The sequence below is a fragment of the Enterovibrio norvegicus FF-33 genome, assembly GCF_000286835.2.
Classification (GTDB): Bacteria; Pseudomonadota; Gammaproteobacteria; order Enterobacterales; family Vibrionaceae; genus Enterovibrio; species Enterovibrio norvegicus_A.
In genome coordinates this window covers 2,506,322-2,519,381 of sequence record NZ_AJYD02000038.1, presented here as the reverse complement: position 1 = coordinate 2,519,381, position 13,060 = coordinate 2,506,322, and the positions used below count along the sequence as shown (strand labels likewise).

Below are 13,060 nucleotides of genomic sequence, written 5' to 3'. Positions count from 1 at the left end.
ACAAACAACCTAACGTAGATATTCGCTCGGCGCAACGATTGATTGGTAAGACATGCAGTCAGTTACGTGGCAGCGCCATTCCAGTCAAGACTATTAAGCATCGTTGATTTAAATGTTTTAAACAGATACGTTTGTGCGGCTTGACGACCCATGTCATAGCCTTGATCCAATTTTGATTTCTTCATGGTGAATCGGCCAACAGGAAAGGTTTCTGGTGGCGCAATCACTCGTACTTTGCAATCGGTAGGTGGCTGACGAATAAATGCCAGTGAGGCATTGTATCGGTCTGCTCGTTGGCGCATGGCGTTGGCGATACTTGGGTGTTTCTTCAGAATATGATCCATTAAACTGGGAAGACGCATTGGCGTCATTTCATAAGATTCTGGCTGAGAAAGTATCACCGTAATATCACGTGCACCGCGACGATAAGCTTCTATCACAGGAATGGAGTCAGCAACACCACCATCGGTGTAACAACCGCCCGAAAAACAGGGAGTCTGGCGATAAGCAATGGGCAGTGCAGAGGTTGCTTCTATCACATTAGACAGGTTGCTTTCATTCACCCAATAGTAGTCGGCAGAAGCGGTTTCAACATTGGTGACGGCGGCTAGCAAAGGGATATTGGTAAACAAGGTATCGGTATCGAGTGGATAACGTTCTAGGGCGGTTTTCCAAAGCCAGTCCACGTCAATTAAATTGCCACCTTTGACGAAACGTGCTGGGTTAAAAAACGTCGTATTGGTTGCCAGTTCAGTGACCACGCGATAACTGCGTTTTGGCTGTTTGGCGAGGTAACCTACGAGGTTTGACGCACCAGCGGATACGCCGATAGCGAAGTCAAAAGGGCAAAACCCCACATCAAGAAATTCGTCCAATACGCCGCTGGCAAAAATGCCTCGCATTGCACCGCCCTCAACCACCAATGCTCGTTTGTCTGCCATTGACTCTTTTCTCTGTTTTGTTGTTTAAGACGTAAGGATACGTTGGGTAGAAAGTAGAGGGAAATTGCTAATAACTATTTTATTAATAGCCAGGGCTGATGAGTTACGGTGAATTCAGTTAGATAGGATACAGCTCCCTTGTTTCAGAGCCGCATCTCGCTTTGGGTATATAACCCATCACAATCATTATTCATGCGTACCACGTGGTCCAGAATTGAGTCACCAAAAATCTAGCCAAACTAATCCTTTAATGTCACATAAATTATACAATTTAACGCTTTTTTGTGGCGTACAGTGCTAATGAAGACGCACAAATCTCATGGGTTTATTCGTCTTTTTCCTCTGATAAATGGATGCCATCAGATACAAATTAAAGGTGCATGCAGGATTGATAAAGGAATGTCTTGGCATCTGTTCGATGAACTACGTGATAGAAGCATGGAGCAGTGTAGTGAGTGACTTTAATACAAGAATGAGCAGCGTTTGGGCCGCACTTGGCGCTTTCTTTCGACAGATAATCGTTTTGTTTGAGCGTATTATTAATGCGATATTTCCGCCTGAAGTTACCCCCGAACCGCCTATTTTAATTCAATTGCCACCGGCATCACCCAGAGATACAACGTTGGATCTTGTGTCTATCGGAGAGTCTTCTGAGCAAGCTCGAGCTCGATGGGTGGCGGATCGTGAATCAGTCAAATTGATTGCGAAGGATAATCAACGCAAACTTGAGCAAGCATTGGGGTTGCGTGACGATCTCGGGGATCTGGTGCCTGATGCGGATTTGTCCTTGTCGTTTAACGTTGTGATGGGCAAAGGTTATTTCCCAATCCTGGGTGATTTGGTGATTCCTGTTGGCGCGGGTTTTTTTCGTGGACAAGGATCTTATGTTCGACGTAAATCGTTGAGCGCTGAACTTCGAGGCGTGGCGAAACATCCTACTGCCCTTTGTCCCGTTGGTGGCACTGATAGCAATGGTGTACTGACTCAATGCGGATCGACACTCGTAGCAGATTTTGCTGTAAGTGGCTGTTTGAAAGATCCGGGTGATGGCGGTAATGGCATGATAATCGGTCATACTCCGCCTCAACCTAGCATTGCTGCTTCCTCACGTCCGAATACGACCCAATTTTGGGCGGGACAACCAAATCAACTGCCGCAGAAACGTTTCACTTATCCGCTAGTATGGCCAGATCTTACCTCTTTCAAACTCAATAACGGTGCAGGGGATACTGAAATTATCGTACCCGCGCGAGGTGCATACACGTCTTCTAAAGAAGTCTTATTGGACGACAAAGTGGATGTGCCGCTGGTACGTTGGGTACGTGCATTTGCAGCGAATGGTACTGAGATTGCGAGGTACGCAAACGTAGGCTCCAAACTAGGTGGTGGTGCAGTAGGCATCAATGCAGACGATCGCCAAACCACGGGTAATCCGAAAAAAACGGGGGAGACTCGGGTATACAACAAACCCATCGGTAAGAATGATACGACCACCACTGTTGTGGTGCCGGGGGGCTTACCCGCAAAAACAGTGACGGTGGAAGTGTCGTTTTACAATTGGGTGACGCACTATTCCTTAGTGTCTCAAATGACCCCCTATCTTCCTGAAAATTACTACACCTCTGCGCGAGCCTCTTATAACGAATTCATGAACATTGTCGTTGAACGCATGCCTTGGAATGGCTTTGTGGGCATTGACGGCGCTTACAACTCGCTCACTAATTTGATGGCGCGGGAAAATGGACTCGATGGTTGGTTCTTTCCTGGTGGCTATGAGGACTACATGCACAATGCGTTTGTGAGCTGTGCAGCAGTGAACAATGGCGGTTGGTCGCTCTATGCGTCAGAACCTGTGCTTGGAAGCCGAAATGTCAATGACAGCAATGGTTGGCCAAACGCGGCGGGTGTGCTTAAAGTTCATCGCAAAGTAACGTACACGGCATCCTCTAATGATTTTGGTAACTTTGATACTTATGGCAGCCGAGGTGGGGCGATGTATATCGGCTCATCATCGAACTCGATGCAAACGGGGAGTATGGAAGATCATTTTGACGCAAACAATGTCGATCCCTTTGGCAGTTCACCGCTAAAAGAAGAAAGTGATTGGAACCCGATACGCTGGGGGAGTATTGTCGTTTTTGCTGCTGACGCACGTCAGAACGACATTGTGATCACAAGTACACCGACTGATTCACGTCGTGTGACTTACTGCAAAGCAAGATTGGTTCAAGAAACCCCTGATCCTAATTACGCGGACAGCAATCTCTACAGCGCGACTAGTTCAAACCATTACTGTCACCCAAGGCCTGATTCGTATGGTTCGCTTGTTGAAGTACGCCCGCCTTCCATCGCGCATCTGCACTTAACGCCTTACGACGAAAATGAGCGCTCTGCGGGAGACGTCCAAGGATTACCCGGCGGCGTCGCTGAGCTTCAAGGCCTGTTCTCTGGGTTGCGTTCCTACCTGTTTCGCCCTTGGGTGTATGGCATTACACCCATTTCTAAGCAATTGCCTTTTGGTTGGAAAGTCACGTATTCCGCCAAACACAGTAAGTTGCCCGGTGCTGGCAAAGAAGTAAGCTTGTCCGCTGATGCGCTTGGCATTGCGGGTCAATACAGAATGAACAATCTGTATTACGGCACGATTGTGCAAAACCTCAAGGGGCGAACGATTCCTGCAGGTGGTATTTACACGATTTCATCAATGGTGAATTTCTTCACCACGCGAGATTTTGATGAGATCGACATGAACATGCTCAGTGTGTCAGTGAATTATCTTTATGATGAAATAGACAAAACGGCGGGGAATCCTGCCATGAAACTACCAACCACTTTGTTGATCATGCCAGCGCGTATCCGTCTTTGGAAAAACGCTGCAGGCGATGCGAAATTCCAAGTGGAGATCCCCATGCTGAATACGAGCGACAAAGATCTGGTGTACTCCGATGGGGAAAATCTTATGCACTACTTCAAGATAAAAATAGAAACGGGTAGTGTCGATACATCGCTTAATTAATGTTTGTTAGCGAATGTAGAGGGTGCTCAGAACGCAGTGCTTACTTGTAGCTGATACGTCGATTTGACAATAAAGGCTAATTTAAACAGCCGCTGAAAAGCGGCTGTTTTGTGTTCTGCTAATCGTTATTTATACCTTGCTGACGTAATAAACTCACCAAAGCTCTCACACCACACAATCACGGTGTTGTATTGCGAAGGGTCGAGATTGGTGGGGACATTGACGAGGAAATTATCGAAGGTTTTCACATCGCCGACTTGTACCATTTGTGGTTTTAGTCGATTGAAATCAGATTCCGTTTCTACAAATTCAGGTGAAAAATAGAGCTTGTAGTCAGGCCCAGGGGCGAGTTCGCCAGCAAAGGACACCATATTTGGTCCGATGGATACCGTGCCTTCTCCCCAATGGAAAGTGTCACTGTCCTTGAGGTCTTTTCGAAACTCGCCGTTGTAGGTGGAGTTTGCCGCCGTCGCTGAAACGTCATCAATACTTGGACCGGGTGGGGCGATCAAAATAGGCAAAGCGTAGATACCCACCGCAAAGCCAATAAAAATGGCGAAGGCATGTGAGAACATCAATAAAAGTGTGTGTCGGGTTTTCATTCTGTTTGCTCCTGCTTGCGTATCCATACTAAACAGACTCTAAAGTAACTATAACACGTTGATTTGATGCCATACCTGAGCAACCTCAAGATGCTCTGAATCCTGTATCTTGAGGTTACTCGGGTATGCGATAAAGAAAAAGCCCGCCTGTGAATTCACAGGCGGGCTTTTGCGTTTTGTTCTCAGAAGTTAGATGTTGATTTAGATAGCGTCAGCCACCTTTATCACCAACTTGCCGAAATTCTTGCCTTCAAGCAGTCCCATAAAGGCTTCTGGTGCTTGGTCTAGGCCGTCGATGACTTGTTCTTTGTGCTGAATTTTCCCTTCCGCAAGCCACTTGGACATATCAGCCGCGAACTCGTTGTAACGGTGACCGTAATCATCAAAGATGATGAAACCTTGCATCTTAATCCGCTTGATCAGCAGCGTTGCCATCAACATGCCCATACGGTCTGGGCCAGCTGGCAATTCGGTCGCGTTGTATTGTGAAATCATGCCGCACACGGGAATACGTGCGCCAGTGTTAAGCAAAGGCATGACAGCATCGAACACTTTACCGCCCACATTTTCGTAGTAAACGTCGATCCCTTTGTCACAAGCTGCTGCTAGTTGCGCAGCAAAGTCACCCGCCTTGTGATCGATACACACATCAAAGCCTAATGTTTCAACCGCATAGCGGCATTTTTCTTCACCACCTGCTATACCAACCACGTTACAGCCTTTGAGTTTACCGATTTGACCAACTGTCGCGCCCACAGGTCCCGTTGCTGCAGCAACAACCAGTGTGTCACCTTCTTTTGGTTGGCCGATATCCAGCAAACCCATGTAAGCAGTGAAGCCAGGCATGCCCATAATGCCCAATGCGAACGAAGGGTGAGACGGCGTTTTACCTAGTTTCAGAAGGTCTTTACCATCAGAAATGGCGAAGCCTTGCCAGCCTGTGTATGCCAGTACCCATTCACCTTTTTCAAATTCTGCATGTTGAGATTCTTCTACCTGACAAACGGTTGCACCAACCATGACATCATCAAGAGCAACAGGGTCCGCGTAGGATTTGGCGTCGCTCATGCGGCCACGCATGTATGGGTCTAACGAAAGGTAAATGGTACGGAGTAAAACTTCGCCTTTTTGTACCGCGGGAATGTCTGAAGATTCAAGGCGGAAGTTATCGGTAACAGGCGCGCCAACAGGGCGAGAAGCAAGGACGATTCGAGTGTTTTTCATGGATGCTGACATTGTGCTTTCCTTATCATTAGACCAGTCGTCTAGTGATTGGTCAAAAAAATCCGCCAACAGAGTGTGGCGGTTTTTCCAATCACTGGTTTGTTCGTACCTGAGAGTGAGTCCAAAATTTTCGGGCGTACTCGCGTGACAGATTAAAAAGCTACGTGGCCTTTCAGCACACGCGCAGTGGTATCAAATGCTTGGGTTAAGCATTCAGTATTTTGATTCAATTTGCTCATAAGCCCGGCGCCCACCCATAGGTGGTAAATCTGGTGCGCAGCTTTATGACTATCAAGAACCTTGATTGAGCCGTCTTCGACGCCTTGCTGAATGCAATTCGCAATCATGGAAATAATGCCATTTGCGCCTTTGAGTAGAGAGCAACGCATAGATTCCGATAAATCGGAGACTTCTGCGCTGAGCTTGATCACCAGACAACGCTGATTCGCACACAAGCCATTATTCACTTCAATCCATTTTGCCCAATATGCCATGAGTTTGTCGTAGCCATTCATTGAAGGATCGCTGAACAAAACATCAAGACGAGATTGATAGCCGGAGAAGTAGTCTTCAATCAGTGCTTCACCAAATTGCTCTTTGGATTTGAAGTAGTGATAGAAGGAGCCTTTGGGCACACCGGCCTGACTCAGCAATTGTGAAAGGCCGACGTTCGAGAAGCCTTTTTCTGCAACTAGCTGGTAGCCGACATCAAGGATGTGCTGACGTGTAGAGTGCGTTTCTGTATTCATGGTGCGTACCATACAGAAGACTAGACCAGTCGTCTAGTGCCAAGTTAAGCCAATATTGAATCAAGGTGTTTACATAAATGTCGTTTCAATCAATGAAATGTTTGTTTCACTGGTTGCGTCTTTGTCGGTTCGTAATTACTATTAAATGAAATATCCATTTCATTTTATCAAAAAGCAGTTCAACCATTCAGTCTGACAGGAGCGGTACATGTCAACGCAGGAAAAAACATTGGATGTTATTTGCCTTGGGCGGGTCGCCGTCGATCTCTATGGCGAACAAGTCGGCGCAAGACTAGAAGATATGCGTACCTTTGCTAAATACCTTGGTGGGTCTTCGGGCAACGTGGCGCATGGCACGGCGCGTCAGGGATTGAAATCCGGCATGTTAGCGCGTGTTGGCGACGAACACATGGGGCGTTTTGTTCGTGAAGAACTCGAACGAGTGGGCGTCGATACCAGCAATATTATTACTGACAAAGAACGCCTGACTGCTTTGGTGCTGCTTGGCATTAAAGATGAAGACACTTTCCCTCTGATCTTCTATCGCGATAACTGCGCCGATCAGGCCATTACGCCTGATGATATCAACGAAGAGTACATTGCCTCGGCGAAATGCTTGGCGATCACGGGTACGCACTTATCGAACCCTAGCTCTCGTGAAGCGGTGATCACCGCGCTCAACTACGCCAGAAAACACGGTGTGCGAACGGCGCTGGACGTGGACTATCGTCCCGTCCTTTGGGGATTGACCTCCTTGGGTGATGGGGAAACGCGCTTTATTGAATCGCAAGCTGTGACGCAACAACTCCAAGATGTACTTGGGCTGTTTGACCTGATTGTAGGCACTGAAGAAGAATTCCATATTGCCGCGGGATCTGTCGATTCAGTGGAAGCCCTGAAAGTTGTGCGCGGTTTTACCGATGCCACTTTGGTATGTAAGCGCGGCCCGCTGGGGTGCAGCGTATTTACTGATGATATCGGTAACCATCTTGATGAAGGCATTACGGTAAAAGGCGTGCGAGTGGAAGTACTGAATGTGCTGGGTGCTGGCGATGCGTTTATGTCTGGCTTGCTGCGCGGATATATCAATGAAGAATCATGGGAGCAATGTTGCCGTTACGCCAATGCGTGTGGCGCGTTGGTTGTGTCTCGTCATGGTTGCTCACCAGCCATGCCGACCAAAGAGGAGCTTGATTATTACTTGCTCCACGAACACAACATTCCACGTCCTGATCGCGATGCCGATTTGAATCACCTCCATCGTGTTACGACACGAGAAAAAGGGTGGCCAGAACTGTGTGTGTTGGCGTTTGACCATCGTGCTCAGTTTGTCGAAATGGCACAACAAGCGGGCATTGATATCGACCACATTTCGTATCTGAAAAGTCTGATTTGGCGAGCGGCACAAGACGTGGCAGAGAGTGCAGGGCTGGAAGGCAAAGCCGGCATTTTGTGTGATTCAACCTTTGGCATGAACGTGCTGAATGCGGCAACGGGCGCGGGTGATACAGTGAATAAGCGCTACTGGGTGGCGCGACCTATTGAACTGCCAGGCTCACGCCCCCTGCGTCTCGAACATGGCAACATTGGTACGCAACTCGCCAGTTGGCCGAGAGAGCAGGTGGTGAAATGTTTGATGTTCTATCATCCAGACGATCAGCGCGAACTGCAATTGGAGCAAGAGCAAACATTGCTAGAGGTCTATCAAGCATGTTGTGCAACGGGTAATGAACTCTTGGTTGAAGTGATCCTGCCTCGCGATATTGATGTGGTATCTCCAGAGGTGTCTGACTCGCTTTATCTTCGCGTCATGACAAGGCTTTATAACCTCGGCATCAAACCTGATTGGTGGAAACTTCCTCCTTTAACAGAAAATGGCTGGCAGCATGTTGATGCGCTGATCCTTGATCGCGATACACATTGCCGTGGTGTTGTTTTATTAGGACTCGATGCGCCTGCAGATGAACTCAAAGCAGGGTTTTCAGCATCAGCAAAATCACAAACGGTGAAAGGCTTTGCAGTGGGTCGAACTATCTTTGGTGAGCCAAGTCGTCAGTGGATGCGTGGGGAACTGGATAACGAGCGCTTCGTAGATGCGGTTAAGGCTAACTATCTCGAACTCATAGAAACATGGCGTCAGCGTTGATAAGGAGAGCATCATGGCTGTTGAATTAGGAATAAACCCACTGACGTGGACAAATGACGATCTTCCATCGCTGGGCGCTGCAACGCCGCTGGATGTTTGCTTAGCGGAAGGAAAACAGGCGGGGTTTTCAGGTTTTGAACTGGGCAATAAATTCCCGCGTGATGATTTCGTGCTTGGGCCGATTTTAGACAAACACGGACTAAAGCTAGTTTCGGGTTGGTACTCAGGCGAGTTATTGAGCCGTTCAGTGGAACAAGAAATTGAGGCTGCGCAATCGCACCTTAAATTGCTTAAAGCCCTCGGCGCGAAAGTAATGGTGTTTGCTGAAGTCACGGGCTGTATTCATGGCAATCAAGCTGTGCCCGTTGAACGTCGCCCTGCCTTTCCAGAAAAGTGTTGGGATGACTACGGCAAAAAACTCACAGAGTTTGCTAAATACACGCAGTCTCAAGGCGTGCAAGTTGCCTATCATCACCATATGGGTACGGTAATAGAGAGTGAAAGCGACATTGATAGACTCATGGCGGAAACAGGGCCAGAAGTTGGATTATTACTGGATACGGGGCACCTTCATTATGCCGGTGGTAATCCGGTTGCGGTCGCAAAGCGCCATGCCGCCCGCATCAACCACGTTCATTGCAAAGATGTGCGCCAAGCGGTGCTTGATGATGCGAAAAATCGCAGGCTGAGCTTTCTTGATGCGGTATTGAATGGCGTGTTCACTGTACCGGGGGATGGCTGTATTGATTATGCCCCAGTAATGGATGTGTTGAAGCGAAGCGATTACGCAGGATGGCTGGTGGTAGAAGCGGAACAAGACCCGTCTATCGCTGATCCTCTCACTTACGCAACAATGGGATACAACAATTTGGCTGCGTTTGCTCGTCATGCCGGATTGATATAATTGAAAGCATGGAGACCCAAGACATGGAAACCGTACACAACTTTATCAACGGTGAAATCACCGAAAGCACCACTGACCGCTTTGGTGTCGTGTTCAATCCAGCAACCGGCGAACAAACTCGTCAAGTGGTATTGAGCAAAGCACAAGAAGTGGAGCAGGCAATTACTGTGGCACAAGCTGCTTTCCCAAAATGGGCAAAAACGCCGCCGCTTCGTCGTGCGCGCGTTATGTTCAAATTCAAAGCGTTGTTAGAAGCCAATCAAGACAAACTGGCTCGCTTGATCAGCAATGAGCACGGTAAAGTCTATTCCGATGCAGTCGGCGAGCTGACGCGTGGCTTAGAAGTGGTGGAATTTGCGTGCGGCATTCCGCATCTGCAAAAAGGCGAAAGCTCGGCCAATGTAGGCTCTGGCGTCGATAGCCACTCCATCATGCAACCTTTGGGTGTCTGTGCTGGGATTACGCCCTTCAATTTCCCCGCAATGGTGCCAATGTGGATGTTTCCTATTGCCCTTGCTACGGGTAACACCTTCATATTAAAACCGTCTGAAAAAGATCCGTCTTTGGCGATTGCGTTGGCGCAATTGCTCAAAGAAGCAGGTTTGCCAGATGGTGTCTTCAATGTGGTGAACGGTGACAAAGAAGCTGTGGATGTACTGCTGACAGACCCGCGTGTTCAGGCGGTGAGTTTCGTCGGATCAACACCTATTGCAGAATACATTTACAGCACAGCGTCTGCGCACGGCAAACGCTGCCAAGCACTAGGCGGCGCAAAAAATCACTGTATTCTGATGCCAGATGCGGACATGGAGATGGCGAGTGGTGCAATTTTGGGCGCAGGCTTTGGTGCTGCAGGGGAGCGCTGCATGGCGTTGTCCGTCGTTGTTGCTGTTGGCGATGAAACGGCGGATACGCTAATCGCCTCTTTGTCCGAAAGCATCAGCAAAATGCGCGTGGGCCCCGGCATTATCGATGGTCCAGAAAACGATATGGGCCCAGTGATTTCTGCGCAGCACAAAGAGAAAATCGTCGGCTACATCAACGCGGGTGAAGCACAAGGTGCGAAGCTGGTGGTTGATGGTCGAAACTGTAAAGTCGAAGACCATGATAATGGCTTCTACGTTGGCGCGACCTTGTTTGATGATGTCACACCAGACATGAGCATCTACCAAGAAGAGATTTTCGGCCCCGTATTATCTGTTGTGCGTGTGCCTGACTATCAAACGGCACTTGAACTCATCAATAGCCATGAATATGGCAATGGTTCCGCTATCTTTACGCGTGATGGCGAAACCGCGCGTCAATTTAGCGAAGACGTGTTGGCGGGTATGGTTGGGGTGAATGTGCCGATTCCCGTTCCAATGGCCTTCCACAGCTTTGGTGGCTGGAAACGTTCAATTTTCGGCCCATTAAACGTGCACGGTAACGACGGCGTGCGTTTCTATACCCGGATGAAAACTGTCACAACACGTTGGCCGACCAGTGTTCGCCTCGAAAAACACAGAAGCCACTTTACGATGCCGACAATGGGTTAATATGCCGAACGTGTACCAACAACCGTTCGCTGTAGATACAAAAGGACCGCAGATGCGGCCTTTTTGTTCGTTAACCAGAAAAAGCAGTGACGTTAAAGCGCCGAATGAAGTTAAAGCTGAGCTGGTTCAAAAGAATGACTACTGAATGGCTTTAATTGACTTTGCCGTGTCTAGAACCGATTCTTTCATTGTTCGAGGTGTCCAGTTGAATAGGGTGCGGGTTTCAGTGTTGTTTGCTTGTATATTCATGCCTAACATTCCCAGCATTCCTTTTGCTTCACGGTCAAAAATAGACGTAATGCGCAATAGAAAATCAGGCGCTTTTCTGGTGCTTGGTCCTTTATAGCCTTCATTTTTTAGTATTTGCGCGATCTCAAGAAAGCTGTGTGCTTCTGCGGTTGCAACAATAATGCGCTTGCCGTTTGCTTCGGTGTTGGTCAGTGCTTCAACATGAATTTTGGCGACATCACGTACATCAACCATAGGAAAGGCGAAGTTAGGAACAAGAGGGATTTTCCCCTGTAACATTTGTTTAAACAGTGTCATGGTCTGACCGGTCATATTTTTGCCTAGTGATGGGCCGAATACGGCACCAGGGTTAACCACCACCAATTCCATTTTATTTTTATCAGATTGGCTCGCCATGAACTCCCAAGCAGCGCGTTCGGCAAGGGCCTTACTTTTGGTATACGTGTTGATGGTTTTGGATTGGGTGTCTGTCCAATCTTCAGGTCCAAATGTCCCCGTTTTCATCGAACCCATCATCGATAGGATAGAGCTCGTTAGAACAACACGCTTAACACCAGCACTTTCGCCAGCCTTTAGAGCGCGAATCGAACCCTGAACGGCAGGAGTGATCATTTCATCTTCAGTCTTTGGGTTTGCGATCGTGAACGGAGAGGCGACATGCATGATGTAGTCACAGCCTTCAGCAGCTTGCGCCCAACCGTTGTCTGAGGTCAGATCCAATCGGACAAAGCTCAGATGAGTGGTGTCAACGGATGCGGCATGAAGTGTTGCCAGAACTTCGTCTTCTTTTTCTTTGCTTCGAACAGACCCCCTCACGCTATAACCTTGTTGCAGCATCTCTTTTGCACAATGAAGCCCGATAAATCCTGATACGCCCGTTAACAGTACTAATCCACGTGTTGTTTCAGTCATGGTAGACATCCTTGATTGTTTAATTAAATACTAAGTGGTACATTAATCAACTCAGTTCAGTGTGTCAATAATAAAATACCAAGTGGTACCAAATGAAAAATCAGACCACAGTGAAAGCATCAAGAGGGCGACCCAAAACCCTTAATCGTGATCATATCCTCGATGTGACAATGTTGGCTTACTGGAAGCAAGGAGCAAAGGGCGTTTCAATCAATGAGATTTGTAAACTGGCGCAAGTCTCTAAACCTGGCCTTTATAGAGAGTTTGATAACGAAGACGGATTGATGAAAGCGGCGCTAAATGCCTATTTGGAAACTTTTCTTTTACCAAAGTTAAACGAGCTAGGTAGTAAACTTGCTTTTAATGATGTGCTTGATGATCTTGTTGAATTTGCCATTGAAGAGCGATGTGATTCTCCTGATGGCTGCATGATGGTGAAAATGAATGAGGTGAAGCATCTACTGGGAAAAAGCACCCAATCAGCACTCGAAAACGCGCATCTGCAATTTCTGGGTTTTATCGAGCAGCGCGTAGAGCAAGCCAGACAAGTTGGCGATATGTCGAGTACGATGTCGAATCAGCTTGCGGCTATTTACATTGATGCTCAACTTACCGCAGCATTGGCGCAGCGAGCGCGAGGAGAGGCCCCTGAAAAGGTGAGAGACGTACTCAAAGTGGCATTCTCTGTCTTCAAATAGCACGACTCTGTTTAGATATGGAACTGAATGGTAGTGACTGACAAAAGCAAAAAGACCGCAGATACGGTCTTTTTGCTGTGAATA

At 47.8% G+C, this 13,060-nt stretch carries 10 protein-coding genes; 5 read left to right on the top strand and 5 right to left on the bottom strand.

Annotation, left to right across the window (positions count from 1 at the left end):
- Positions 1-62: 62 nt before the first annotated feature.
- Positions 63-941 (bottom strand): patatin-like phospholipase family protein, encoded by an 879-nt coding sequence (locus A1OO_RS19175; RefSeq protein WP_016961360.1) that lies wholly within the window; start codon positions 939-941, stop codon positions 63-65.
- Positions 942-1,413: 472 nt separating this feature from the next.
- On the opposite strand from A1OO_RS19175, the gene A1OO_RS19170 reads away from it, so the two are divergent.
- On the top strand, positions 1,414-3,957 hold the full coding sequence (locus A1OO_RS19170) for a hypothetical protein (protein ID WP_017004120.1): 2,544 nt from the start codon (positions 1,414-1,416) through the stop codon (positions 3,955-3,957).
- A 125-nt stretch (positions 3,958-4,082) separates the two neighbouring features.
- Here the strand turns inward: A1OO_RS19170 and A1OO_RS19165 are convergent, their stop codons facing one another.
- The 3 genes from A1OO_RS19165 to A1OO_RS19155 all read right to left on the bottom strand — a co-directional run bounded on the left by A1OO_RS19165 (position 4,083) and on the right by A1OO_RS19155 (position 6,532).
- Positions 4,083-4,559: a DM13 domain-containing protein gene (locus A1OO_RS19165; protein ID WP_016961362.1), complete on the bottom strand. Its 477-nt coding sequence runs from the start codon at positions 4,557-4,559 to the stop codon at positions 4,083-4,085.
- 201 nt (positions 4,560-4,760) lie between these two features.
- Positions 4,761-5,795 carry an NADP-dependent oxidoreductase gene (locus A1OO_RS19160; protein WP_016961363.1) on the bottom strand — a complete coding sequence of 345 codons (1,035 nt, stop codon included), beginning with the start codon at positions 5,793-5,795 and terminating at the stop codon, positions 4,761-4,763.
- 140 nt (positions 5,796-5,935) lie between these two features.
- The gene (locus A1OO_RS19155) at positions 5,936-6,532 is read right to left on the bottom strand and encodes a TetR/AcrR family transcriptional regulator (RefSeq protein ID WP_017004118.1); all 597 of its coding nucleotides are present in this window, start codon (positions 6,530-6,532) and stop codon (positions 5,936-5,938) included.
- A gap of 208 nt (positions 6,533-6,740) precedes the next feature.
- Between A1OO_RS19155 and A1OO_RS19150 the strand changes: the two genes are divergently transcribed.
- Genes A1OO_RS19150 through A1OO_RS19140 form a run of 3 tightly spaced genes read left to right on the top strand, consistent with a single transcriptional unit; the run spans position 6,741 to position 11,117 of the window.
- Entirely contained in the window at positions 6,741-8,678 is a 1,938-nt protein-coding gene (locus A1OO_RS19150; RefSeq protein WP_017004117.1) for a bifunctional 5-dehydro-2-deoxygluconokinase/5-dehydro-2-deoxyphosphogluconate aldolase, read from the top strand.
- 13 nt (positions 8,679-8,691) lie between these two features.
- The gene (gene iolE / locus A1OO_RS19145; protein ID WP_016961366.1) at positions 8,692-9,582 is read left to right on the top strand and encodes a myo-inosose-2 dehydratase; all 891 of its coding nucleotides are present in this window, start codon (positions 8,692-8,694) and stop codon (positions 9,580-9,582) included.
- Positions 9,583-9,605: 23 nt separating this feature from the next.
- Positions 9,606-11,117 (top strand): CoA-acylating methylmalonate-semialdehyde dehydrogenase, encoded by a 1,512-nt coding sequence (locus A1OO_RS19140; RefSeq protein WP_016961367.1) that lies wholly within the window; start codon positions 9,606-9,608, stop codon positions 11,115-11,117.
- 138 nt (positions 11,118-11,255) lie between these two features.
- On the opposite strand, the gene A1OO_RS19135 is transcribed toward A1OO_RS19140, so the two are convergent.
- On the bottom strand, positions 11,256-12,278 hold the full coding sequence (locus A1OO_RS19135) for an SDR family oxidoreductase (RefSeq protein WP_016961369.1): 1,023 nt from the start codon (positions 12,276-12,278) through the stop codon (positions 11,256-11,258).
- A gap of 92 nt (positions 12,279-12,370) precedes the next feature.
- On the opposite strand from A1OO_RS19135, the gene A1OO_RS19130 reads away from it, so the two are divergent.
- Complete coding sequence (locus A1OO_RS19130) at positions 12,371-12,976, top strand: TetR/AcrR family transcriptional regulator (protein WP_016961370.1); 606 nt, start codon at positions 12,371-12,373, stop codon at positions 12,974-12,976.
- The last annotated feature ends 84 nt before the right edge of the window (positions 12,977-13,060 follow it).